This is a genomic window from Bacillus sp. PK3-067, from assembly GCF_056738645.1.
Genome location: NZ_CP096490.1, coordinates 3,323,279 through 3,348,598, shown reverse-complemented (window position 1 = coordinate 3,348,598; position 25,320 = coordinate 3,323,279). Strand labels below are relative to the sequence as shown.

Genomic DNA, 25,320 nt, shown 5'->3' with positions numbered 1-25,320 from the left:
TTTATAGCCCCCTTATAAATTTTTGAATGCATCGATTTGTTGTCGTGTGAAAGATTCTATATTTTCACCAGATGCATATTTTTTGTACCAATCAACAGTCCAAGCGATAGCATCATCTGTTGATAACTTAGGAGTCCAGCCGAGTTTATTTACTGCTTTTGTACTGTCGAGTGTTAAAACAGGTGATTCATAAGGAGTATTTGTAGAGGAGGAAATGATTGTTAGTGGGTTATTCCATAATTTTATTACAGATTCAATGACATCATGAACGGTTCTGTTAGGTTCATTCATTGGGCCGAAATTCCACGCTTCTGCATATTTATCATCATTCCAAAGTTTCTCAGCTAAAAGGATATAGCCATGTAGAGGATCTAAAACATGTTGCCACGGACGGACGGCATATTTGTTTCGAATACACAAAGTATGATTGTGCAAATATGCCCGAATGATATCAGGGAATAATCGATCTTCTGCCCAATCACCACCACCAATAACGTTACCTGCTCTTACAGAGGCAAGCGAAGTAGTATTCGTGTGAAAAAAAGATTTGTGATAAGATGTTGCGACTAATTCAGCGCAAGCTTTACTAGCGCTATAAGGGTCGAAACCTCCTAGTCGGTCATTTTCCACGAACGCTCGGTCGCCACTACCGTCATTCTCATAACATTTATCGCTTGTCACATTAATAATGGCACGTACGCTTTCGACGGACTTTGCTGCTTCTAGCACGTGGACAGTACCTAAAACATTCGTTTTGAATGTATCGATAGGATTTTTGTATGAAGCGGTTACGATTGGCTGAGCCGCTAAATGGAATATTATGTCAGGTTTATGCTGCTTCATGGCATGAAATAAAGAATGGTAATCTGTAATATCGCCTTTCATTGTCGTGCACTCTTTTGCTACGTTACTTTGTTCAAAAATGTTAGGAATGGATGGGGGATGAGAAGAAAAGCCTACTACTTCTGCACCTAAAGAAGTTAAGAAAAGGGTGAGCCATGAGCCTTTAAATCCAGTATGTCCCGTAATAAATACTTTTTTCTTATTCCAAAAAGATGATGAAGCCATATTACCAAACCTTCCACGGAGCGCTATTACTTTCCCATAGCTCGACTAATTTATTTTTATCGCGCAATGTATCCATCGGATGCCAAAAACCAGAATGTTGATATGCGGCCAATTCATTTTTGTTTACTAACTGAACTAAAGTGTCTGTTTCAAAAACAGACTTATCTCCACTAATGTAATTGAAAACTTCAGGATTTAAAACGAAAAATCCACCGTTAACCCATCCGCCATCACCTAATGGTTTTTCTTGAAAAGATGTTATAGACTGTTTATCTAATATGAGAGAACCAAATCTACCAGGAGGTTGTACGGCAGTAACAGTAGCCAATTTTCCATGTTTTTTATGGAATGTAATAAGTTCTTTTATATTTACATTACTTAATCCATCACCATAAGTGAGGCAGAAAGGTTCGTCTCCGACATAATTTTGAATCTTTTTCACTCGGCCACCCGTTTCGGTATTTACACCAGTATCGATTAGTGTAACTTTCCATGGTTCTACACGATGAGAATGGCTAGTAATTGTATTATCGTTTAACTGTATTGTGAAATCAGACATGTGTAAGTTGTAATTTAGAAAGAACTCTTTAATTGCATATCCTTTATAGCCTAAGCAAATAATAAACTCAGTAATCCCGTAATGACTATACAAACTCATAATGTGCCATAGAATGGGTTTTGTTCCAATTTCAATCATAGGTTTCGGTTTTAAATGTGTTTCTTCCCCAATTCTTGTACCGTACCCACCAGCAAGAATAACAGCTTTCATTTTTTCCTCCTAAAATAAAAATTTATTATTTATACAGTATTCATGTTTTATGCAAATGAGATTGTTTTTGATTAAGTGAATGAAAATGTTTGAGGTGATGACGATGCAGAAAATATTACGGTTTGAATTTTGGAAATAATTCTTGATATTCAGGGTTATGACGGAGGTCTTGTGTTAGGTTACTAAGCTCTAAAAAACGTATGTCCAGTACTTCAGGAGATTGACCGTAATGTGTTTGAAGTCCCATTTGAACACCCCTTTTTGAAAGGGTAGGTGTAATTTGTAATTTTCTTGCCTTTGATTGTTCATTCCAAGGGCTAAAATAAAATTTTAAAATAAATGAAGGATAGTCATAAATTATATATCCGTGCCGCGAATGATGTCTACCAGGTAAATATGCACCGTCTAGATGATTGTGAATAAATCTCCAAGCACATCCGAGATTTGGGTTATAAGGGAAGACACCGTGGTATCGCTGTTCTACTAAGGGGATAGAATATCTAGGCTTTGAATAATTATAATTATGATTATCTATCATTAAAATCATTCTAATCGCATACATGTTTTGGCCTAGTGTATGAAGAGATGAAAAAAATTCTTCAGTATTATTACAACAAAAGAATTCAGTAGTATTTAAAACGATTTTCCAACCTGAAACTTCTCTTTCAATTTCCATCACTTCAATATCAGTATTAGTTGGATCAAACTCAAGAAATCTTGAATTTCGTACTTCCCAGTGGGGTGCTAATAGCTTACAAATTTCTACGGAACGATCTGTAGACCCTCTATTAATTAAAATACCGTGATCGAATATTTTCGTGTGATGCATAAGCCACCATGGAAGTAGGTATTCTTCATTATAAAAATGAGAAATGATTGTCTTTTTCATATTAATTCCCTCCTATACAAGCAATCATTATTAGTAGGATATGCTTTTAAATAAGAAAGGTTAAAAGTGGCAGATAATGTAGTGATTGGGTAGTAGTTTAGTAATTTTATTGTATAAGTGTAGATTACTCGTATTGAATCATCATAGGAGGAGATTGGAATTTTGTATAAATTGTGAATAATAAACCGTCACGTTTGACTGTACAGTTTATGTATTGTATGATGTAAGTAATATAAACAAGGGGGGAAGATCGTTGGGAAGGTGTATCGAATCGGACAGTTGGCTCTCATGGCTCACGTGTCGAAACGAACGATTGATTATTATACGAATCTAGGTATCTTAAAAGCGGAGCGATCTCAATCTAATTATCGCTATTACGACGAAACAGCATTTGAGACATTACAATTTATTGAGAAGTGCAAAGAAATGCATATGCCGCTTTGTGAGATTAAAGAGAAAATCGAGGAGAAGAAGAAGCTGCTCGGTATCAATGAACACGTTTCGAAACAAGTGAATGAAGTGACAGACCATATTCATCGATTAGAAGTGGAGCTTACTGAGTTAAAACCGCTTTTAGATGAATTGACTGATTCACAACGTGAAAAAATATCGAAATCTTTATCAGGTCAAACGACAGCTTTAATACAGACACTTGCTCTATTATTATAGAATAAGTGAAATCCGACCTCTTTAATTTTTGTATCGGGCTATGTTTTCTAACAAACAAATAAGAAAACATTATAGTATACAGGAGGTGGACACCTTAGTTTTTTAACTAAGGGGATTCATTGGAAATATTTAATTTAGTCATGGTTGCGATTTTAATCGCATTTACTGGATTTTTCGTAGCAGCAGAGTTTGCGATTGTAAAGATACGTTCAAGCCGTATCGATCAGCTTGTTGCGGAAGGAAAACGCGGTGCTTTAGCAGCGAAAAAGGTAACAACAAATTTAGATGAATATTTATCTGCTTGTCAATTAGGTATTACAGTTACAGCTATGGGATTAGGTTGGTTAGGTGAACCGACAATTGAAAAGTTATTACACCCGTTATTTGAGAAATGGAACTTAAATCCTTCTATTTCATCAGTATTAACATTTGGTCTTGCTTTTATGATTATGACGTATTTACACGTTGTAGTAGGAGAATTAGCTCCAAAAACGATGGCAATTCAAAAGGCTGAAAGGGTAACGTTATTATTGGCAGGTCCATTAATGATGTTCTATAAAGTAATGTATCCATTTATTTGGGTATTGAACGGTTCAGCTCGTGTGATAACTGGTTTATTTGGTTTAAAGCCAGCTTCAGAACATGAAGTAGCTCATACAGAAGAAGAATTACGTCTTATCCTTTCAGATAGCTATGAAAGTGGCGAAATTAATCAAGCTGAATACAAGTATGTAAATAACATTTTTGAATTTGATAATCGTATTGCAAAAGAGATTATGGTACCGCGAACAGAAATCGTTGGTTTCTACCTGGAAGATTCAGTAGAAGAACACATGAAAGTAATCCAAAATGAGCGATACACACGTTATCCGATTTTTGGAGAAGATAAAGATGATATTATCGGTATGGTCAACGTAAAAGATTTCTTTATTCGATATATGACCGAGGATCAAAAAGATTTATCATCTATTCGCTCGTATATGCGTCCGATTATTGAAGTGATGGAAACGACTCCAATTCACGATTTATTACTTCAAATGCAGAAGAAGCGAATTCCGATGGCTGTTTTATATGATGAGTACGGAGGAACAGCTGGAATTGTAACGCTTGAAGATATCTTGGAGGAAATCGTCGGCGAAATTCGTGACGAATATGATGAAGATGAAGCACCACCAATTCAACATGTGAACGAGCAACATATTATTGTTGATGGAAAAGTGCTTATCTCAGAAGTGAAAGATTTATTTGGATTACACATCGAAGAAGATGATGTGGATACAATCGGTGGATGGATTATGATGCAAAATCATGAAATCGAAGAAGGACAACACGTTGAGGCGGAAGGTTATGAATTTAAAGTGTTAGAAAAAGACGCTTACCAAATTAAACGTGTTGAAATTCGTAAGATGGAACAAGAACAAGAAGAAGAGAAAGCAGCAACTGTGTAAGTTGCTGCTTTTCTTCTAAAGTACAAAAAATGAGAAATTAGGAGCGGATATTTTGATTCAAGAAGCCTTACGTGTATATCGATTACAATTGTATGTGATCTTTAGTGGTTTACTACTTATGTGGACGATTACTCCGTTTGGAAAACAAGTGACAGGGTTCGGTATTGGATTAGCAGTAAGTGCTTATTGTCTTTGGTTATTAGCTCGCAGAGTGGAGAAACTCGGGAAAAGTATCGTAATGAAGGAAAAGGCTCCTGGATTAGGAGTTTTAAACCGATTTGCAGCTGCTATTTTAGGAGCTATCATCATGTATGAAATTGAGCATGAAATGGAAATGTGGGCATTCGGTACAGGTATTTTAGGTGGTCACTTTTTAATGATTGCAAATTTAGCGTATGCAAATATGCAGTTAGTGAAAGAAGAAGAGAAGCAAAGAGAACATGCTTCAAAAAACATAGAGCTATGATGAAAGGGACCTAACCAGGTTCCTTTTTTAGTTTAGCGATATGATACAAGTAATCAAATTAACGACAAATATAATACGCTTCTTTTTTGCATTTTTCAATAGTATGAAAAATAATAAAAAAATTTTAAAAAACCCATCGATTTCTAAAGGTTATGTGTGTTATTATGACAAAAGACTTTTTGAAAGAGGTGGATACCAATGTTACAAGCGCTACTTATTTTTGTGCTTCAAATTATTTACGTTCCAATTTTAACAATCCGTACGATTTTGCTTGTAAAGAATCAAACAAGATCCGCTGCTGGTGTTGGATTGTTAGAAGGAGCTATTTACATTGTCAGTTTAGGTATTGTGTTTCAAGATTTATCAAATTGGATGAACATCGTTGCCTATGTCATTGGCTTTAGTGCGGGACTGTTATTAGGCGGTTATATAGAGAATAAATTAGCAATTGGTTATATTACGTATCAAGTTAGTTTACTAGACCGTTGTAATGAATTAGTAGATGAGTTACGTCACTCTGGATTTGGCGTTACAGTATTTGAAGGCGAAGGTATTAATTCTATACGTTATCGCTTAGATATCGTCGCAAAGCGTTCTAGAGAGAAAGAGCTTTTAGAAATCATTAATGAAATTGCACCGAAAGCGTTTATGTCTTCGTATGAAATTCGCTCGTTTAAGGGTGGATATTTAACGAAGGCGATGAAGAAAAGAGCGTTAATGAAGAAGAAAGATGAACATGCATCGTAAAAAAGAGGAATAGTGATGCATTAAAAGCGCAGTATAAGTCTAAATGTAAAAGGGAGGAATCTATTTTGATGTAGATTCCTCTCTTTTTTTATGAAAAATATTCATCTGTTAATTCAAAAAAACTAAATCGTATAATTATGTTTTTTACTCATTCTCAAATTAATGATTAGCCATATAATTTGAAAAAATACCGGTATGATAAACGTGATTAATAAAACGATAAGTGATATTGATCTAATTTCAGGTGTTTGAATAACACCAGTACCATCAACATCTCGTAGCCAAATAATAGCGGCCCATATTCCAAAAACGATAATCCAAAATATGTTACCAATCCACCAAGAAATCCATCGTTTTTTCATGTTAGCACCCCCTACATTTATCTACTGTTAAAAGTATATTTTCTTTTGTTACATTTATAATGAAACAACTTTAAAATCAGTTTTTAACTGTATATCTAACTTGTTTGAAGGTTACTATTTCTCCATCATCATCATCGTCTTTCGTTTGTAAAAGTTGAACTTTTGGTTTGTAGTCCGTCCTATGAGCGTGTTCGATATCTTTAATGTTAAGTTTGTAGGATTCACCATTTTTTAGTTTTTGTTCCAACACTTTTTTATTAGCAACATAAATAAAAGTTACTTTATTTTCATCAATGCCTTTAGTTTTAATTTCTAATTCATTATCTTTTGCTGTGATCGTTGGTGTTAATAATTCCATACTGCCTTTCCCGCTTTCTAAAGAATTCTCTGCTATAGTTGAACATCCTGATAATATGATTCCAGTGAATAGAAGAACAAGTAATTTCTTTTTCATAACATCCCCTCCGATTCTATGTGATTTTTGATTTTGGTATTGCTAGATTACTAGTGCGGAGCGTAAATATTTAGTTAGTACCCCCTTAATTGTACCATAATATGTAAATTAAAACAGGGTGTATATCCAATTTAAGGGAGATTGAAGAATTTACTGATTGTTGTAAATTCTTGTGTTTTAGCTTCTATTTCAATCGAAATGTAGACGAGAGAAAGAAATTTTTTTATAGAAATTACAATTTTTACATTTTACAATAATGATAGGGAATAGATGAATTCATTCACTTCGGAGGTAGTTATTTGAACATTAATGAGAAGGCAATTGAAATGTTTGAACAAAATAAATATGAGGAAGCAATGGAACTATTTCAACAAGCAGTACATGAATCTAGAGATGTACAATCTCTCAATAATCTGGCTTGGATGTACTTTTATGAGGAAGAGAATGATGAGAAAGCTCTTGAATTAATAAGAGAAGTTGTTAAGTTGAATCCTTCTTCATACTTTCCCTATAACATCTTAGGGGAAATTTATATAAAACAAAAAAAGTGGGAAGAAGCGAAGGAAGTATTACAAAAATCTATTTCGATTCAACCATCGGATGAAGCATATCATAATGTAGCTGTAGCTCATTATAAACTTGGAGAGCTGGAAAAAGCTTCGGAATTTTTTTTACGAGTTGCAGGGGATTCGGACTATATCATGTATAGCTATGTAAAATGTTTAATTGATTTAGAACGAACGACAGAAGCAAAAGAGAAGTTAGATACTTTTAACAGGGAAGCTGATAATTTTTTAGGGGAAATTCATGTAGCAGATTTATATGTTGAGTTGAATTGTTATAAAGAAGCAATTGAATGGTTCGAAAAGGGATATAAAGAATGCTGGAAAAGTCCTAATTGGATTGGTAGATTTGTGTATGCTCTATATAAAACGAATAATTTCTCCCGTATAAATGAAGTTATACGGGAATGTATCGAAGCGAAAACAGCAGAAATAGAAGATGTTCAGAATGAAGAAGTAGAAGAAAACTGGACAGAAAATGATAAGAAAGAGTTAATTGAGGAATATACAGAAGAGAATAATTGTTATAAAACAATGGTAGAACGTATCAAATCTGGATACGTTCCAGGATTAGAGTTTGAAACTGATTATATAGGGGCTTGCTATTTATTTGGTTGTAAAAGACATAATCACCTTGAATATGAAAAATAAAAAGATTCGACTGTCAAAGATGATGGTCGAATCTTTTTCGTTATAGGTCGCTTGTATTACATAGGTGTATATCCTCTTTAGAGGCCACTTTTTTTATATTCAAAATATGTAGTGAAATAAAACCAATAAGTCCTATTCCGCCAAAAATAAGCCATGGTGTATACATTCCGCTTAAGTTGGATGTAAAAGATGTACCGGTATAATTACCAATGATAAAACCAAATGCGAGTGATAGTTGATAAAATCCGAAGAAAGTGGCTGTATATGATTCATTACTGTAATTTGCAATAGTGATATCAGCGTTAGGTAATACGAGTGTTTCACCGATTGTAAATAAAATTACACAAATAAAGAGCCAATATGGGTGTTGAAATAAAGGAATGAGTAAAAAGGAAATACTCATTAATAAAACACCGTATTTAATAATTGAAAGTGTGTTGTATTTGTGGAATAATTTTCGGAATAATACCATAAATATGACGCCTGTTATCGCATTTATCGTAATAACGAGTGTAGCAAGTTGATTGCTACTACTAATGTTTTTCATATGAAGTGGAAGTGCGACAGTAAGTTGAGTAAACATAATATAGAAGAAAATCATGATAAAGGAAAACAGAAGGAAAGACTTGTTTTGTAAGATGGCCTGTATTCCTAATGTAATAGACGTGTTTTCAGTAGTGACTTGGAAGTGATTTTTAAGTAAGTAAAAGATAAAAGCGAATAACAGCATAAGTGATCCTGTTAGAGAGAAGGCATAGATTGGATCAAGTAAGAGTAAGAACCCTCCTGCAATTGGTCCGATTATTGCACCGCAATTAAAGCTAAGGTTTAAATATGTAAATAAATTTTTTCTCAAATGAGCTGGTTGTGAACCGAATATGGCGCGCGCAGCAGGTTCGTAAAATGCAGTTCCGAAGCCAATAAGTGCAGAAGAAATAGAAATTGTATAGAAATCAGAGCATATTCCTAAAGCGATAAATCCGATTCCTCTCAAAAATAAACCGGCTATCATCATAATGATATAGCCTATTTTGTCAGCAATTAACCCTGAGAATAATGGGATAACTCGTGATGTAATTGTCATAACCGTCAACACTGTTCCTACTTGGACAGCAGAAAAATGAAGAAAGGTTAATAGATAAATAGCTAAAAATGCGTATACTGCAAAATACCCAAAAGACATAAAAAATGAAGAAATAAGCATGAAACGTATCGGTGTTGAGAAACTTTTCATAGAAATCCTCCTAATTATGTAACCAGTAAAATTATTTGATGGTTAACTATTTTATACTATAATTATACATAAAGTCAGAAAAAAGTAAATTTTAAGAAGAAGGTGGATCGAATTGAATCAAAACGCTCCAAATGAACTAGAATATATTCGGGAATTTTTAAATACATGGAGAATACCAAACGATACGAGAGAGCCAATTGATTTGCTGCAAACAGAAGAAGACATAAAGCTTTTTATGAAAGAATATTTTGATGAAGAGTTTCCATTTCATACGATAGAGGAATTAAGAGGTTTTCGAGAAGATATTCGGATGACAATTGAAGGCGAAGGATCATTGCAAAAATGGTTAGAGAAATACCCATTTCATGTACATATAAAGGATGATATGAAAGGTATTACATATGAACCGGTATATGAAGAGAATGTGTATACAAAAGTGTTAAGCATTGTGTTAATGTCAATTCAAGAAAATGTATGGGGAAGGTTAAAAGCATGTCCAGATTGTCGCTGGGTATTTTATGATCATTCGCGAAATGGAAGTAAAAGATGGTGCGGTATGTATGCTAGAGAAGAAGGAGGAAGAGCATGCGGTACGATTGCGAAAGTGAAAAACTACCGGGCGAAGAGAAAAGGGCGATCTGGTTATGATATGTAATTAATATTAGAGAAAGAAAAATGGATGGGGGAATGTAGAATATGAAAGGTACGCAAATGTTAGCTTTAAATAAAAAGTGTTGGGATACAGTTGCACCTTATTTCTTTCAAGTGGATTGTTTACCTAAATATGGTCCGTATACGGCGTCTGAAGATGAGATTCGTTTGTTCGATTCAATCAGAAAGAAAAAGGTTCTTGATATTGGCTGTGGAAGTGGGCATTCGTTGCAATATATGGCGGAACAAGGGGCAGAGGAATTATGGGGGCTTGATCTTTCGAGTACACAAATTGAAATAGCGAATAAGACGTTAAAGGATTGGAATCCAAAGTTAGTATGCGGAGCAATGGAAGAAGAAGGCGATATTCCGAAAGGATATTTTGATATTGTATATTCCATTTATGCATTAGGTTGGACTTCGGATTTAAGAAAAACGTTGGAACTGATTTATTCATATGTAAAGCCAGGGGGAAGTTTTATTTTTAGTTGGGAGCACCCGGTATATTCAAACTTACAGTATGGTACGGAAGAAGTTGCTATAAAGTCTTCTTATCATGAGGAAACGCCCATTACGTTTGAAACATTTAAAGGAGAAAATGTACAAGCGACATTATATAAGAGAAAAATAAGTACATACATAAATGAGTTAAATAGAGTGGGATTTAAAATTGAGAGAATAGAAGAGCCTGAACCATCAAGCTCGTTTGATGGAGAACTAGCTGAGCCGTCTACGAAGTATTATTCTTTATATAAAGCTAGAATGGTGCCGACTACTTTTATTATTAAAGCTAGAAAGTAAAGTGTTTTTATAAAAGAAGCCTATGATTTCAAATAGATGAAATCATAGGCTTCTTTATTTTAAAAAAATGAGGTCAAAAGTGTACTTTTCTTATAAAAATGCATTTCATATAAAAGGTGTAATTATTTTTGGGAAGGGGGATTGTTGTGCGTCATCATAGAAAGTGCAAAAAATTTGGAGTGGCACTGCCTCTTCCGCTTATAGGAGCAACGGGTCCGACAGGTAATAGTGGTCCAATCGGTCCAACTGGAGGGCATGAAGGTCCTGTTGGTCCTACAGGGGTGACTGGACCGACGGGAGCAACTGGGCCCCAAGGTCCTCAAGGTATCAGGGGAATACAAGGTCCCCAAGGGACAACAGGAGCACAAGGAATACAAGGGGCTATTGGTGATACAGGAGAGCAAGGTATAACTGGTCCGACTGGTCTCCAAGGTGCTCAAGGATTAATCGGTAACCAAGGTCTAATTGGTGATATTGGAGTACAAGGATTAGAAGGAATACAAGGAGCAACGGGTCCTGCTGGTAGTCAAGGTATACAAGGCACACAAGGAATACAAGGGGAAATAGGCGAGCGAGGACAAACAGGGGCACAAGGAATGCAAGGAGAGAGAGGCATAACTGGAGTCTCGGGTGTAACTGGTCCACAAGGCCCTCAAGGTGTTCAAGGAATACAAGGAGAGCAAGGGGCTATTGGTATACAAGGAGAAGACGGCTTCCAAGGTATACAAGGAATTACTGGAGAGGAAGGCCCGCAAGGAGCTCAAGGAATACAAGGGGAAGTGGGTCCAACTGGTTCTACTGGAATGCAAGGTGCCCAAGGTATAAGTGGAATAAAGGGGATAACAGGTGCAATCGGTTTACAAGGACCACAAGGTGTGCAAGGAATACAAGGTATAACGGGAGCAACAGGTTTTCAAGGGATAAAAGGAATAAGAGGTATAACGGGAGCGACAGGTAGTATTGGTACTCAAGGCTCAGAAGGACCACCGGGCGGTCCGACGGGAGTGACCGGTCCAATTGGCCCTTCTAGTGGGGTGACTGGACCAGCTGGCCCACCGGGTCCACCAGGAGGTCCAACAGGTCCAACGGGTGCGACCGGTTCAACAGGTGTAAGCGGAGGGATAGGTCCAATTGGAGGGCAAGGTGTGCAAGGTATAACCGGTCCAACAGGTCATCAAGGTGTAAGGGGAGCGCAAGGTGCCCAAGGTGTAGTTGGAGCAGTTGGAGTACAAGGAGCACAAGGTCCTCAAGGTAACCAAGGTATAACAGGTCCAACGGGTGCAGAAGGTTCTCAAGGAATACAAGGTCCGCTGGGAGTAACTGGTCCAACTGGTGCAGAAGGTCCTAAAGGTATTCAAGGTATTCAAGGTGTGATAGGTCCAACAGGTGCACAAGGAATGGTGGGAATACAAGGGATAGCTGGTCCAGTTGGTGTTACAGGAGCGGAAGGAGCTCAAGGAGCACAAGGAATCCGAGGAGCAACCGGCCCAGCTGGAGCACAAGGAATCCAAGGCGTACAAGGAATTCAAGGGGAAACAGGAGCAGCTGGAACACAAGGTCCTCAAGGTGTTCAAGGGATACAAGGGACTACCGGATTGACAGGTACACAAGGTGCCCAAGGTCCTCAAGGAGTGCAAGGAATAATAGGACCGACTGGAGCTATCGGTTTGCAAGGTCCTCAAGGATTACAAGGAATAATGGGTCCAACAGGAGCGCAAGGAGTGCAAGGAATACAAGGTGTGCAAGGAATTATCGGTCCAACAGGTGCACAAGGAATTAGAGGCCCCCAAGGAAATACAGGGGAAATTGGTATAACAGGACCTCAAGGAGTCCAAGGAGCGCAAGGTAGTCAAGGGCCCCAAGGTCCACAAGGAAATGTTGGAATTACAGGTGCAACGGGTGAAACTGGGGCAACTGGAGCAACCGGGGCAACTGGACCACAAGGTGTGCAAGGAGTGCAAGGGATTACGGGAATACAAGGAATAACGGGAACGACAGGTAATACAGGTGCAACGGGTTCGCAAGGAATACAAGGTATACAAGGAGTTCAAGGTTTGCAAGGCCCAACTGGAGCAAGTGGGGTGACAGGTGCTAGTGGTAGTATAGGCCCAGTTGGAGCACAAGGTAGTCAGGGCCCAAGTGGCGTGGTGGGACCGACAGGAGCAACTGGTAGTGCAGGTTCAATAGGTTTCTTTGGAATAGCGGGAGCGACAGGAGCGACTGGTTTACCTAGTGGGGGCGGTTATTTCTTTTCTACTTCAACGAGTACAATTGCAGCGAATGCGTTAATACCAATTAATTCTGGATCTACAGTTTTTGGTTCTGATGTCAGTTTAACAAATGCAACAACTGTAACGTTAAGTACGCCGGGAATTTATTTAGTAAGCTATTATTTTCAAGGTGATCCAACGGCCGGAAATGAAACAATTTCAGTGAGGCTTACTTTAAATGGAACACAAGTCGCAGGGAGTTTTATTTTTTATGTTACAGGAGGTACTTTTATATTAGAACCAGCAGTTTCGAATACGATGGTCATTGAAGTTACTTCTTCAAATGCAACTTTGTCTTTACAAAATGGTCCGTTAGCTATCGGGCATGTAACGACATTATCTGGTGTGATAACAGCTAGTTTAAATGTATTAAAAATAGTTTGATACGTTAGTTATAACGGGGGAGATGCTTGTGAAGAATCAAGATAAGTGTAGTAAGTTTCAAGCACCTATTCCTTTTCCACCGCCAGGTATTACGGGGCCCACTGGTCCAACCGGTCCAACTGGTGCTTTAGGTGGCCCAACTGGACCGCAAGGAATACAAGGCGTACAAGGTCCAATCGGTCCAACCGGCCCACAAGGAATACAAGGAGTGCAAGGGGTGCAAGGAGAAAATGGTCCAACCGGCCCAACTGGTTTAACTGGACCACAAGGTTCTCAAGGTAATCAAGGACCTATGGGAGAACGAGGCCCACAGGGAATACAAGGTGTTCAAGGAATACAAGGAGAAAGAGGTCCGACTGGTCCAACTGGTATTCAAGGGATACAAGGAATTCCTGGCCCAATCGGTCCGACCGGTCCAACAGGAATACAAGGCATACAAGGAATGCAAGGAGAAATCGGTCCAACCGGCCCAACAGGAATACAAGGCATACAAGGAGTGCAAGGGGAAATTGGTCCGACTGGACCAACTGGAAATACTGGTATACAAGGTGTGCAAGGTAATTTAGGAGGTAGTGGTTTACAAGGTGTAACCGGAATACAAGGAATACAGGGTCCGATTGGTCCAACCGGTCCAACTGGTTCTCAAGGAATTCAAGGGGAGCAAGGACCAATGGGTCCACAAGGGGAAACTGGTGTTCAAGGTTTACAAGGTCCCCAGGGAGAAATGGGGCAGGTAGGTCCAACAGGAATACAAGGAATACAAGGAGTGCAAGGTGTAATCGGTCCGACTGGTCCAACCGGTTTACAAGGTGATCCAGGTCCAACCGGCCCAACAGGAGCCACTGGGATAACTGGTCCGACAGGTTCTGCAACTGGCCCGACTGGAGCAACCGGTCCAACTGGTCCACCAGGAGGTCCAACTGGTCCAACCGGTCCAGCAGGATCACCAGGGGGTCCAACTGGTCCGACTGGAGCAACAGGGGCAACAGGAGCGACCGGAGCAACAGGAGCGACTGGAATTCAAGGGGTACAAGGAATACAGGGACCGACCGGAGCAACTGGTGTAACAGGTTTGCAAGGAGTACAGGGACCGATGGGGGCAACGGGTCCAACGGGTGATCAAGGCATTCAAGGTCCACAAGGGATACAAGGAGTAACCGGTCCGACTGGTCCGCAAGGTCTACAAGGAATCCAGGGACCGGTAGGAGCAACCGGTCCGACTGGTCCACAAGGAGTGCAAGGGGCACAGGGGCCAATCGGTCCAACCGGCCCTCAAGGGATACAAGGCATACAAGGTGAGCAAGGAGTAAGGGGAGCGACCGGTCCAACTGGTTTACAGGGGCTACAAGGAATCCAAGGTCCGAGTGGTTCAACCGGTCCTCAAGGAGTGCAAGGCATACAAGGTCCGAGTGGCATAACAGGTCCAACTGGTCCTCAAGGAATACAAGGTATTCAGGGACCACAAGGAAGTATAGGCCCAACTGGTCCTCAAGGAATACAAGGTGTGCAAGGTCCACAAGGTGTAACGGGTCAGGCGGGTGCAACGGGTCCTCAAGGAATTCAGGGAATCCAAGGTCCAATTGGTCCAACCGGCCCCCAAGGAATTCAGGGGATACAAGGCGTGCAAGGTCCACAAGGCCCAACTGGTCAGGCAGGCCCTCAAGGTCTACAAGGAATAACTGGTCAGGCGGGTCCAACCGGTCCAACCGGTCCAAGCGGCGAGGCGGGAGCAACGGGTCCTCAAGGTCCACAAGGAATTCAAGGACCACAAGGAGCAACCGGTCCAACTGGAGCAACCGGCGAGACAGGAGCAACGGGCTCACAAGGTCCTCAAGGAATCCAAGGTCCACAGGGGATAACGGGTCCGACTGGAGCAACCGGCCCGACTGGAGCAACTGGTCTACAAGGTCCACAGGGAATCCAAGGTCCACAAGGTGTAACGGGTCAGGCGGGAGCAACAGGCCAGACGGGATTGACTGGTGCAACTGGACCGACCGGAATACAAGGCATACAAGGAATAACAGGAGCGACAGGGGGAACAGGAGTAACAGGCCCAACAGGAGCAACGGGTCCAACAGGCTTAACTGGAGCAACAGGATCATCTGCTATATCGACAGGTGGCGGATATTTCTTTTCTACATCAACAAGCACAATTGCAGCAAATGCCAACATCCCAATTAATTCTGGATCCACTGTATATGGAACTGGTGTATCTTTAACTAGTGCTACGACAGTCACAGTAACGACGCCAGGAATATATTTAGTAAGCTACTATTTTCAAGGGGATGCAAATGGTGGGAATGAGACAGTATCTGTTAGATTGCTATTAAATGGAACGCAACTAACAGGGAGTTTTATACAAAACGTAACGACATCAACTGTAGTAATCGAACCAGCCATTTCAAATACACTTCTTGTGAATGTGACGAGTGCCAATTCAACATTAATATTACAAAATGGCCCGTTAGGTGTAGGGCATGTGACTACTATAGCAGGTGCGATTACAGCAAGCTTAAATGTAGTGAGAATTTTATAAAGAATATAAAAAACACAAGGAATGTCTTTGTAAGACACACCTTGTGTTTTTTAATATTAAATAAACATTTTCTTTATCTTTTCGGTTGAAAAATATGCTGAAAGAAGTATTTGTGATGTAAGTTATCTACAACCTTATTTGCTTGATATGTGCGTTGTTTTTCAATTCGAAGTCTTTGCTCCATCATTTTAATTGCGTGATCAGATAAACGTAACATAATACATTCTCCTTTTCTATAAATATAGGTGACTATTTGATATCGATCCCATATTTATAATTAAGGAGGCAAAATGTGTAACATAGGCAAAAAGCACCTTCCTCTCCCATTACGCTTACGAGGTTAGCTGTCGGACTCGGGAAGTGAGAGTTTCCCTACTTAAAAAAGATTCGCCCCAAGTAGCATAGCTACAAAAATGGTTCCCCCGCTCCAAAATTTGGACTCAGCAAAAGGTTTTATAAAGTAAAAAATAACATAAAGGAGCGAACAAGTCAAATTATTTTGTGTATTCTGTCTTTTTTAATTGCGTAAGAATCATACCGTCAGGAAGTATTGTATCTGATACTGTAATGAATCCGTGTTTTTTATATAAAGTAATAGCAGGGGTATTCGCTTTACCTGTTTGTACAATGTATGCCATTGAAGAGGGAAACATGTTAAATATATAAATTAGGAGTTTCGTTGCGATTCCTTTTTGAAAAAAATCGGGCGATACAACTAGCCTATGGATATCGATTAGTTTTTCTTCTTGTACAAAAGAAATAAAACCGACAAGTTTATTTTCAGAAAAATATCCATAGAATGTTTCAACGCAATTTTGAATATCGTTTACAGTATCATATAAACGAGGTATGGCAGTACTATTTAAGTAGTCTGCTTCAACTTTATAAGCTGGAATTTGAACCTGTAAAATGGATGTTGCTACTTCAAAAGAAGTGGAATTTAACTTAAGAATCATAGACAATGAAGCCTCCTTTAAATATGGTATATGAATATAATTGCTTTATGGGTGAGTTTGACAATATTTTTCTTTTTTGCATATAATATATGTATCTCCATATGTAAAATAGTAGTAAATATATTTCTATAGTGAAATATGATTAGCAATGATAAATACATATGTTTGTATTAAATCATACAAACTATAATAGAAATGGAGGACTAAAAATGGGATGGATTATCACATTAATAGTTGGTGCTATTATAGGTGCAATTGCTAGTTCTATAACAGGTAAAAATTTCCCAGGTGGTATGTTCGGAAATATTATCGCAGGTTTATTAGGTGCTTCGTTAGGTGGTAGATTATTTGGATCCTTTGGGCCATCATTTGGTGGGATTCATGTCGTGCCGGCATTATTAGGTGCAATCGTGTTAATTCTTATTGTATCATTTGTAGTGAAAGCTGCAAGGAAATAGAGATATAGATTATGATGAAGAGCCCTGAATAAGGGCTTTTCATCATTCGAAGAGGTGGTTTCGTTGGAGAAAATAAATATAAGAAAAAGAGATAAGTTAAGAAAGTTTTTTAGAGAACAAAATTATTTGGCGGTATTACTTGGATTTGCGTTATTGTTCATTAATATTTTATTGCTAACAAAAATATCATTTGTTTTTACACCGTTTATCGTATTTTTAAAAACAATTTTCTTCCCAGTACTATTAGCAGGCGTGCTATTTTATATTTTGCATCCATTCGTTTCGCTTTTAGAAAAGAAAGGTGTTTCAAGAATCGTATCGATAGCTTCCATATATTTAATCGTACTAGGATTATTTGTATTTTTAGTTGTAACGGTTATCCCTATTATTAAAGATCAAATTGATGCATTAATTGATAACTTACCGTATTTTGGCCATGAGATTGAACAAGCAGCACGTAGATTCGGGGAAAGTAATTTACTCGGTAAAATTCAGGAGAATTTAAATATTAATGTTGCGAATATGGTAAAAGAATACACAGTTGATTTTACAAAGTCATTATCATCAGTAACTGGGAATGTAACTGGATTTTTGAGTACTGTTACAGAGGTTGTTTTGACATTTGTAATGGTTCCATTTATATTGTTCTATCTTTTAAAAGATGGTGAGCAATTGCCGAATCACTTTTTAAAGTTTATTTCAGAGCAAAGACAACCAGCAGCAATGAGAATACTAGATGATATGCATTATGCGATTAGCTCGTATATTAGAGGTCAAATTATCGTCAGCTTATTTATCGGTATTATGCTATTAATTGGTTATCTTATTATTGGTATTAAATATGCGGTATTACTTGCGATTTTAGCGATGATTGTAAATATCGTTCCGTACGTAGGACCAATTATCGCGATTACACCAGCGTTAATTATCGCATTTATCGACTCGCCAGCAATGGTGTTAAAAGTAATTATCGTTATGATGGTTGTACAATTAGCAGAAGGTAAATTTATTTCTCCGCAAGTTATGGGTAAAAAGTTAGATATTCATCCGATTACTATCATTTTTATCATTTTAACTGCCGGAAACTTATTCGGGATTATGGGCATTATTTTAGCCATTCCAGGATATGCGATATTAAAAGTGTTAGTTACACACGGTTATAGATTTGTTAAGTTGAATACGTGAAAAAAAGCGCTAAAACAGTGGGAACTGTTTTAGCGCTTTTTTATTAACAATTCATTTGCATATTGGCGTGCCCATTGATCTGCTTCTAATATAGCATCTAGTGAAGGATCTTTTACGTTATGATGAGCTTCAACTGTTTTGTAAATTGTTTTTTCAATATCGAAAAAGGCAATTTCATTTTTTAAGAATAGCGCATTCGCAATTTCATTTGCTGCATTTAATACAGCGGGAGTAGTACCACCGATTTTGCCACACTCATATGCGTATTGTAGACAAGGGAACTTCTCTAAATCTGGTTTTTCAAAATGTAAACTACCGATTTCTAATAAATTTAATTTTTCATAGGAAGAAGGCAGCCGAGTAGGATAGTGAAACGCATATTGAATCGGCATTCTCATATCAGGAGCACCGAGCTGCGCCATAACTGATCCATCAATAAATTCTACTAAAGAATGAATGATACTTTCTTTATGAATCATTACATTAATTTTTTTATATGGAATATCAAATAGCCATCTCGCTTCCATTACTTCGAACCCTTTATTCATTAATGTGGCAGAATCAATCGTTAGTTTTGCGCCCATTAACCAGTTTGGGTGCTTTAAAGCATCTTTTGCTTGTAATGTTTGCATTTCATCACGTGTTTTATCACGGAAAGCACCACCGGAAGCTGTTACAATTAACTTCTCAATCTCTTTATTATTTTCTCCGTTTAAACATTGGAAAATAGCTGAATGCTCACTATCTACTGGAATTAAGCGACATCCGTTTTGTTTCGCTAGTTCAGTTACGATATGTCCAGCTGCAACCAAAGTTTCTTTATTAGCAATAGCGATATCTTTCTTCGCTTTTAATGCTTCAATTGTTGGAAGTAATCCTGAAACACCTACAACAGAGCTTAATACAAGATTTGAATCAGGGTGAGTAGCTACTGCAATTAAGCCATCAGTCCCGTGTGTGATTTTTGTATTTGCTGAAATACGCGTACGAAGCTTGTCTGCTAAGTCTTTTGTCGCAACGCTTACAATACGAGGTTGAAACGTTTTGATTTGTTGCTCAAGAAGATCGATATTATAATTTGCGGTTAAACCGACGATTTTAAAATGTTCAGGATGAGCTGAAACGACATCTAATGCAGATGTGCCGATGGATCCTGTTGAACCTAAAATTGATATATATTTTACCATGAAAAAACCTCCAAAGTTGTTTCGAATATTTCAACAAACCTATATAACATTAGACAATTGAAGTGGAAATTCCTGCTATATAAAATAGAAAATTAGGGTTTGTTTGGAAGTGAAATGTGATAAACTGTAAAAAATAACGAAAAAGCAATGAAAGAGAAGAGTACATATTCGAAACTTTTTAGAGAGCTGATGTGTGGTGGAAATCAGTAAGGGATGAATATGGAATGGGCTCTGGAGCTTCTAACTGAAATGAGTAGGTAAAGACGGTTACTTCACGTTATTGAAGTATGAAGTGAGCTAATGATAGCTAATTAAGGTGGTACCGCGGGAGTCTCTCGTCCTTTTTTAAGGATGAGGGGCTCTTTTTATTTTGAGAAAGGAGGAGTTAGTGTGAGTGAAAAAATAATGTTAACAGGAATTAAGCCGACAGGTTATCCGCATTTAGGGAATTATATTGGTGCGATTAAACCTGCATTACAAATGTCAAAGAATAATGAAGGAAGAGCATTGTACTTTATAGCTGATTATCATGCATTAAATGCTGTGCATGATTCAGAAAAGTTCAGCAGTTATACGAAAGAGGTAGCAGCTACTTGGTTATCGCTTGGACTTGGGGAAGATGTTGTTTTTTATCGGCAAACAGAAGTACCGGAAATTCTAGAATTAGCTTGGATTTTAGCTTGCCTAACTCCGAAAGGTCTTATGAACCGTGCTCATGCGTATAAAGCGAAGGTGGAGCAAAATAAAGAAGCAGGGTTAGAGGTCGATGCGGGAGTGAATATGGGGTTATACACGTACCCGATTTTAATGGCAGCTGACATATTATTATTTCAAGCTACTCATGTACCAGTTGGAAAAGACCAAATTCAACATATTGAAATTGCGCGTGATATTGCGACGTATTTTAATCATACATTTGGCACGACATTTACACTACCGGAGTATGTAGTGCAAGAAGAAGGAGCTATTTTACCTGGTCTTGATGGAAGGAAGATGAGTAAAAGTTACGGAAATGTAATCCCATTATTTGCAGAGCAAGAAAAACTTCGAAAGTTAATGTTTAAAATCAAAACAGACTCTTCACTTCCAAATGAACCGAAAGAACTAGAAACCTTATTTACAATTTATAAAGAATTTGCGACAGAAGACGAAGTACAGTCATTACGTGAAAAATATGAGACTGGAATCGGATGGGGCGATGTGAAAAAAGAGTTGTTTCGCGTTGTAGATCGTGAGTTAGCTGGACCTCGTGAAAAGTACGCAATGTATATGAATGAGCCGGATTTATTATATGAAGCATTAGAAAACGGTGCTGAGAAGGCACGCGCTATTGCGAAGATAAATTTAGCAGAAATTAAAAAACGGATTGGATTTGAGAGGGAACGTTAAGCGTTCCCTTATTTTTTTAGATAATCTGTAATAATCTTCTCGATAACAGGAGGAAGATTATTAGGTAATTCATCAAGTGAAAAGAAGCGTAGTTCTTTTGATTCACTTTGATCGCATACAAGTTCACCATAAAATTCTCGGCAAATATAAACAACGAGTACACCGTGTACTTGATCGCCATTTGGATAGATTTGAAAGAAATCTGGTCCTGAGTATGTACGGAATAGTTCTGGATTTTTAATAATAAGTCCAGTTTCTTCAAACACTTCTCGTTTTAAAGCATCTTCTAACGTTTCGTTATATTCTAAGGCACCGCCAATAATGCCCCAGCGGTTAAAATCTGTACGGAGCTGCAGCAATACTTCATCTTTTTCATTTAATATAATGGCGTGTGATCCTATTAGAATAAGTGGATGATTTCCTACTAGATTTCTCATATCTTCAATATAACCCATGTCATTGCTCCTTGTATTTAATAATAGTTAGGAAGTTCTTTTAACATTCTTTCTGTTTTACGTGCTGTAAAGGCTAAGTTATGGTCATCTTTCGTTCTGAAAAATAATGTGCGTAAAAAGGTTTTAATATTGGCACATAAAATACAATACTCATTAAGCGAAAGGCGTTTTCTAATTTGAGGAAGCCTTTTTATTTTTTTATGAATAATAGAAATTAAATCGTTCTGAGGAAAATCATGATACAGCATTGCTAGTAATGGAGTAACAATGCGTTCATCTTCGTTATTATGAAAAAGGTCAGATGGAATAAAGATTTTATTTAATAAACAATGAATTAATTCTTCGTACCATTCAAAAGTTGTATACGTATTATGAACAATTTCAGTAAAGGCATCAGATACATGAGCAAGACAATGAGCCCATCCTTTATTTTCAATATAGCCCCGAAAATCCGTTTCTAAGTTTGTGTATGTAATGAGTTTATTTTTTATTTCTTCGATATCCTCCTCTGTACAAAAGTAGTGCGAATTAGCGAATTGGAGTATTAACGCAATTAACGAAACAGTGTAAGAACGTGTGAAAACCCCATCTGTATGTGGGGAGTAAATGTCACAATATAAATACTCATCACTTAAACAAGTTTGCAGAAGTAATTTCAGCTGATCGTCCATAAGGAATTCATGATGAATGAAATGCGCAAAACATTTATATATAAGTTGGTAACGAACGTAGCTATCAGTTGTTCCGATATACTGAAGCATGTTCAAAGTTAACTCATTTACGTCTATATGTTGCAGTTGCGTGTAGTCATTTTGTTGTATAAGCTCTAACTGTTGTTGCAATGCTGTAATATCCAATGGAGAACCTCCTCCGCACTTTAAAGATGCGATCTTTTCTAGTATTCTATATATTCAAGGACAATCCTGCTCATGCAAGGAGAACGATTAGAAATTCGAGTATGATATAGATGAGGGAAGAATATGACGACGATAGAACAGTTAGAAAAACATTTTAAAATAAGAAGAAGTGCTTCTTCTATTATGATAAAAGAAAATAATGCAGAGGTTTTTACAGAAGAGCAATTAGAAGAGATGGTGCAATATTACGTTGCTGAAGCTAAAAAAGATGGATTAGAAAAACTACATTTTGAAATCTCTTCAAAAAGTCCAAATTATGATGTGTATAAAAAATGTTTTGAAACGTATTCATTTGAATATGTTACGGAAAACATGATTGTATTTAAAGATATATACGAAGTAGAAGATGTAGAAAGTGAAATTGATTTTAAGCTTATTGAAGAAGTTGGAGAAGAGGCTTTTTATTCACTGTGGAATGAAGCAACGGGAGAACCAGTCGCTCATGATCAATTTGTGCATATGATGCTAGAAGAAATTGGTGAGCAATGGAAAGAACATTGCTTAACAGCGAGTGTCGATGAAAAGCCGATAGGAATTGTAATCCCGCATATTGAAAGAGGTACGTTAGAAGAAGGAAAACTTATGTACTTCGCAGTTACTCCAAATGTGCGTAATAAGGGATATGAAGCCGCATTATTTGCAGGTGCGATGTTTGTCTTAAAGGAAATAGGTGCATCTTATTATATTGGTGAGACAAATATGCAAAATGAGTGGATGAAGGATGTTTTTGAAAAGAACGGATGTCAGCTGCTTAGTTCAACTGAGAGATATGTGAGAAAGTTTTAGGAGGATGAATGATGTATACTCTCGAACTCGTATAGCGGGAGGGGACTATATATGTTAAAGCAATCCATGCATTCATTCGTGTTATTGTATCCAAATGTATTGTTAGAAGGCTGGAATGTTGACAAAGTTTCAGAACGTTATGAAGGTGAAAAGTGGGGAACTTTTTGGTTTCAGGTTGTTACTCCAACTGGGATGTTTCGAGTAAAGGAATTTTTTCTCGATATAATGGAACCAGTATTTCCGGATAGCTGTATTTCTCAAGCAAAAGGAGATTGTTTTCAATATAAAGGGCTTGTGTATTGGAAAGGTGTAAATTATAAAGGAAAAGAAAGTTACGTTACATCTATATGGAAAACACAAGTTGAAATTTCTGTTGATCATGGATATGTAAACCAAGACGAAATGGAACGATTTCTATTTGAATTACAACCAGTAAATATGGAGCTTGGGAAAACGATATTACATACATCATTTCACTTATTAAGCTTTCAAGCGAAGAGAAGTGAAATGGGTGAGATAGGAAGATGTAGAGAGTGGAATGCTCCAGATGACGTATCCTATGTAAATTTGTTAATTCATGAAAAACTAAATTGGAAACTTGAATCGGTCGGTTTCGGAAATGACGAAACGCAGTATGTATACTGGGACGAAGTTAATAAACTATATGCACTTTGGGTTTGTAGACATAAAAACAAAGCGTATTATCCTATTTCTTCATGGACAATGAACTATGGCCCAAAACAAATTATAAACGGGTTAGAGTTTTATTCGCACCCTAATCGCGGAACAGTTGTATACGAAGATTTAGGTAATGAACAAATCGCATACGTATTTCGCGGTAATCCATGTACAAATTTTGAACAAGTAAAAGAACTTTTTGCCTGTTTGTAAGATAAAAAGAAAAATGAGAACGACAAAGTAGATATTTGTATAATACAATAGAGTGAGATTCGATTATAAGAGAAAGCGTTGGTGAAAGAATGGAGCAGCAAAGAAATTGGCTACAAGCAACTGTAGAAAGAATTGAAGATAATACGTTACAAATAAAGTGGGCAAATAATATAGAAGAAGTTCGTATTTATTGGAGTACTTCACCAGATCATATTGAAGAAAATGGAGAACTACTTGCAACTGTAAATGGAGGATTATCATATACAATTGAAAACCCGAGTGAAAATGAACGTCCATATTTTAGACTAGTAGGAAGTAATGGACAAGCAGTGACAGTAGCTGAGCGTAGATTGCCATTACAAGGTGCGTTTAACTTCCGTGATATGGGTGGATATGAAACGAGAGATGGACGTAAAGTGAAATGGGGCAAATTATACCGTTCTGAAGAATTAGCAGGACTAACAGAGTGGGATATCGACTATTTACAAAAGTCTGGTTTAAAGTTAATTTGTGACTATCGTACAGACTTTGAGGTAAAGCATAAGCCAAATCCTGAGATTACAGGTGCTCGTCAAGTGTGCTTACCAGTTATGCAAGACTTAGCGAAAGACTTAAATATAAATGAGTTTTTCCAAGTTGGTGACCTTTCTATGTTAGGAAAACCAGGTGAGTATCTTGTGAAAATGAATCAAGATTTCGTAAGTGGTAACGAGGCGTTCGTAAGCTTCTTAAACTTAGCGCAAAACCCGGAAAACTTACCGTTAGTAAACCATTGTACAGCTGGGAAAGACCGTACTGGATTTGGATCAGCATTATTATTACTTTTACTAGGTGTACCAGAGAAAACAGTAATGGAAGATTATTTACTAAGTAACGGTTTCCGTGAAAAGTTAAACGAGAAAATGATGGCCTTTTTAGGTGCAAAACTACAAAACGATGAGAGTAGAGAGATATTAGGTGCGATGTTTGAAGCACGTGCTGAATACTTGCAAGCTGCGATTGGTGAAATTCAAAAGCAATACGAATCAGTTGAAGCATACGCTGAAAGGGCTCTTGGCTTTACGAAAGAGTCGTTAGAGGAAATGAAAGAGTTATTACTAGAAGATTAATAAGTAAAAGGAGGCTGAGCGGATT

At 37.6% G+C, this 25,320-nt stretch carries 26 protein-coding genes, 1 riboswitch and 1 other annotated feature; of the genes, 15 read left to right on the top strand and 11 right to left on the bottom strand.

The window, feature by feature from the left end:
• Positions 1-12: 12 nt before the first annotated feature.
• The 3 genes from rfbG to M1D73_RS17205 form a co-directional block, all read right to left on the bottom strand.
• On the bottom strand, positions 13-1,068 hold the full coding sequence (gene rfbG / locus M1D73_RS17215) for a CDP-glucose 4,6-dehydratase (protein ID WP_000168672.1): 1,056 nt from the start codon (positions 1,066-1,068) through the stop codon (positions 13-15).
• Between the two features lies 1 nt (position 1,069).
• Complete coding sequence (gene rfbF / locus M1D73_RS17210; RefSeq protein ID WP_121868238.1) at positions 1,070-1,837, bottom strand: glucose-1-phosphate cytidylyltransferase; 768 nt, start codon at positions 1,835-1,837, stop codon at positions 1,070-1,072.
• A gap of 115 nt (positions 1,838-1,952) precedes the next feature.
• Positions 1,953-2,726, bottom strand: coding sequence for a glycosyltransferase family 2 protein (locus tag M1D73_RS17205; RefSeq protein WP_000750973.1), 774 nt, complete (start codon positions 2,724-2,726; stop codon positions 1,953-1,955).
• Between the two features lie 261 nt (positions 2,727-2,987).
• Here M1D73_RS17205 and M1D73_RS17200 point away from each other — a divergent pair, with 261 nt between their 5' ends.
• From M1D73_RS17200 to M1D73_RS17185, 4 genes are all read left to right on the top strand, one after another.
• Entirely contained in the window at positions 2,988-3,395 is a 408-nt protein-coding gene (locus M1D73_RS17200) for a MerR family transcriptional regulator (protein WP_000285639.1), read from the top strand.
• A 119-nt stretch (positions 3,396-3,514) separates the two neighbouring features.
• On the top strand, positions 3,515-4,843 hold the full coding sequence (locus tag M1D73_RS17195; RefSeq protein ID WP_000402258.1) for a hemolysin family protein: 1,329 nt from the start codon (positions 3,515-3,517) through the stop codon (positions 4,841-4,843).
• Positions 4,844-4,895: 52 nt separating this feature from the next.
• A complete protein-coding gene (locus M1D73_RS17190) occupies positions 4,896-5,309 on the top strand; it encodes an ATP synthase subunit I (RefSeq protein WP_000613876.1) in 414 nt (137 codons plus the stop codon).
• Positions 5,310-5,507: 198 nt separating this feature from the next.
• The gene (locus M1D73_RS17185) at positions 5,508-6,056 is read left to right on the top strand and encodes a DUF2179 domain-containing protein (RefSeq protein WP_000938438.1); all 549 of its coding nucleotides are present in this window, start codon (positions 5,508-5,510) and stop codon (positions 6,054-6,056) included.
• 122 nt (positions 6,057-6,178) lie between these two features.
• Here M1D73_RS17185 and M1D73_RS17180 read toward each other — a convergent pair whose 3' ends face one another.
• Positions 6,179-6,418, bottom strand: coding sequence for a DUF3923 family protein (locus M1D73_RS17180; protein WP_000747684.1), 240 nt, complete (start codon positions 6,416-6,418; stop codon positions 6,179-6,181).
• Positions 6,419-6,494: 76 nt separating this feature from the next.
• Complete coding sequence (locus M1D73_RS17175; RefSeq protein ID WP_000728046.1) at positions 6,495-6,872, bottom strand: hypothetical protein; 378 nt, start codon at positions 6,870-6,872, stop codon at positions 6,495-6,497.
• Positions 6,873-7,171: 299 nt separating this feature from the next.
• Here M1D73_RS17175 and M1D73_RS17170 point away from each other — a divergent pair, with 299 nt between their 5' ends.
• Complete coding sequence (locus tag M1D73_RS17170) at positions 7,172-8,086, top strand: tetratricopeptide repeat protein (protein WP_121868239.1); 915 nt, start codon at positions 7,172-7,174, stop codon at positions 8,084-8,086.
• Between the two features lie 40 nt (positions 8,087-8,126).
• On the opposite strand, the gene M1D73_RS17165 is transcribed toward M1D73_RS17170, so the two are convergent.
• Positions 8,127-9,320 (bottom strand): MDR family MFS transporter, encoded by a 1,194-nt coding sequence (locus M1D73_RS17165; protein WP_000834867.1) that lies wholly within the window; start codon positions 9,318-9,320, stop codon positions 8,127-8,129.
• A gap of 112 nt (positions 9,321-9,432) precedes the next feature.
• On the opposite strand from M1D73_RS17165, the gene M1D73_RS17160 reads away from it, so the two are divergent.
• The 4 genes from M1D73_RS17160 to M1D73_RS17145 all read left to right on the top strand — a co-directional run bounded on the left by M1D73_RS17160 (position 9,433) and on the right by M1D73_RS17145 (position 15,962).
• Positions 9,433-9,975 (top strand): CGNR zinc finger domain-containing protein, encoded by a 543-nt coding sequence (locus M1D73_RS17160; RefSeq protein WP_001072931.1) that lies wholly within the window; start codon positions 9,433-9,435, stop codon positions 9,973-9,975.
• A 41-nt stretch (positions 9,976-10,016) separates the two neighbouring features.
• A complete protein-coding gene (locus tag M1D73_RS17155; protein WP_000679198.1) occupies positions 10,017-10,772 on the top strand; it encodes a class I SAM-dependent methyltransferase in 756 nt (251 codons plus the stop codon).
• A 146-nt stretch (positions 10,773-10,918) separates the two neighbouring features.
• On the top strand, positions 10,919-13,426 hold the full coding sequence (locus M1D73_RS17150; protein ID WP_001215797.1) for a collagen-like protein: 2,508 nt from the start codon (positions 10,919-10,921) through the stop codon (positions 13,424-13,426).
• A gap of 22 nt (positions 13,427-13,448) precedes the next feature.
• Positions 13,449-15,962, top strand: a complete 2,514-nt coding sequence (locus tag M1D73_RS17145) for a BC_3345 family exosporium-associated protein (RefSeq protein WP_481157927.1) — start codon at positions 13,449-13,451, stop codon at positions 15,960-15,962.
• 73 nt (positions 15,963-16,035) lie between these two features.
• Here the strand turns inward: M1D73_RS17145 and M1D73_RS17140 are convergent, their stop codons facing one another.
• Both M1D73_RS17140 and M1D73_RS17135 read right to left on the bottom strand, forming a co-directional pair.
• Positions 16,036-16,179: a hypothetical protein gene (locus M1D73_RS17140; protein ID WP_000945243.1), complete on the bottom strand. Its 144-nt coding sequence runs from the start codon at positions 16,177-16,179 to the stop codon at positions 16,036-16,038.
• Positions 16,180-16,275: 96 nt separating this feature from the next.
• Positions 16,276-16,418, bottom strand: a riboswitch (cyclic di-AMP (ydaO/yuaA leader).
• A gap of 38 nt (positions 16,419-16,456) precedes the next feature.
• Complete coding sequence (locus M1D73_RS17135) at positions 16,457-16,918, bottom strand: GNAT family N-acetyltransferase (RefSeq protein WP_000601228.1); 462 nt, start codon at positions 16,916-16,918, stop codon at positions 16,457-16,459.
• A gap of 209 nt (positions 16,919-17,127) precedes the next feature.
• Between M1D73_RS17135 and M1D73_RS17130 the strand changes: the two genes are divergently transcribed.
• Positions 17,128-17,376: a GlsB/YeaQ/YmgE family stress response membrane protein gene (locus M1D73_RS17130; RefSeq protein WP_000539733.1), complete on the top strand. Its 249-nt coding sequence runs from the start codon at positions 17,128-17,130 to the stop codon at positions 17,374-17,376.
• A gap of 63 nt (positions 17,377-17,439) precedes the next feature.
• Positions 17,440-18,561: an AI-2E family transporter gene (locus tag M1D73_RS17125; RefSeq protein ID WP_000411484.1), complete on the top strand. Its 1,122-nt coding sequence runs from the start codon at positions 17,440-17,442 to the stop codon at positions 18,559-18,561.
• Between the two features lie 29 nt (positions 18,562-18,590).
• On the opposite strand, the gene M1D73_RS17120 is transcribed toward M1D73_RS17125, so the two are convergent.
• Positions 18,591-19,748 (bottom strand): 1-deoxy-D-xylulose-5-phosphate reductoisomerase, encoded by a 1,158-nt coding sequence (locus M1D73_RS17120; protein ID WP_000241787.1) that lies wholly within the window; start codon positions 19,746-19,748, stop codon positions 18,591-18,593.
• A gap of 138 nt (positions 19,749-19,886) precedes the next feature.
• Positions 19,887-20,094: a binding site (T-box leader), on the top strand.
• Positions 20,095-20,138: 44 nt separating this feature from the next.
• Between M1D73_RS17120 and M1D73_RS17115 the strand changes: the two genes are divergently transcribed.
• Positions 20,139-21,137, top strand: coding sequence for a tryptophan--tRNA ligase (locus M1D73_RS17115; protein ID WP_098213137.1), 999 nt, complete (start codon positions 20,139-20,141; stop codon positions 21,135-21,137).
• 8 nt (positions 21,138-21,145) lie between these two features.
• On the opposite strand, the gene M1D73_RS17110 is transcribed toward M1D73_RS17115, so the two are convergent.
• Both M1D73_RS17110 and M1D73_RS17105 read right to left on the bottom strand, forming a co-directional pair.
• Complete coding sequence (locus tag M1D73_RS17110; protein ID WP_000540459.1) at positions 21,146-21,592, bottom strand: NUDIX hydrolase; 447 nt, start codon at positions 21,590-21,592, stop codon at positions 21,146-21,148.
• Between the two features lie 17 nt (positions 21,593-21,609).
• The gene (locus M1D73_RS17105) at positions 21,610-22,449 is read right to left on the bottom strand and encodes a DUF2785 domain-containing protein (protein ID WP_000355451.1); all 840 of its coding nucleotides are present in this window, start codon (positions 22,447-22,449) and stop codon (positions 21,610-21,612) included.
• Between the two features lie 123 nt (positions 22,450-22,572).
• On the opposite strand from M1D73_RS17105, the gene M1D73_RS17100 reads away from it, so the two are divergent.
• From M1D73_RS17100 to M1D73_RS17090, 3 genes are all read left to right on the top strand, one after another.
• Positions 22,573-23,295 carry a GNAT family N-acetyltransferase gene (locus M1D73_RS17100; protein WP_000207419.1) on the top strand — a complete coding sequence of 241 codons (723 nt, stop codon included), beginning with the start codon at positions 22,573-22,575 and terminating at the stop codon, positions 23,293-23,295.
• 51 nt (positions 23,296-23,346) lie between these two features.
• A complete protein-coding gene (locus M1D73_RS17095; protein ID WP_098213138.1) occupies positions 23,347-24,186 on the top strand; it encodes a hypothetical protein in 840 nt (279 codons plus the stop codon).
• 89 nt (positions 24,187-24,275) lie between these two features.
• A complete protein-coding gene (locus M1D73_RS17090; RefSeq protein ID WP_000437797.1) occupies positions 24,276-25,295 on the top strand; it encodes a tyrosine-protein phosphatase in 1,020 nt (339 codons plus the stop codon).
• Positions 25,296-25,320: the final 25 nt, after the last annotated feature.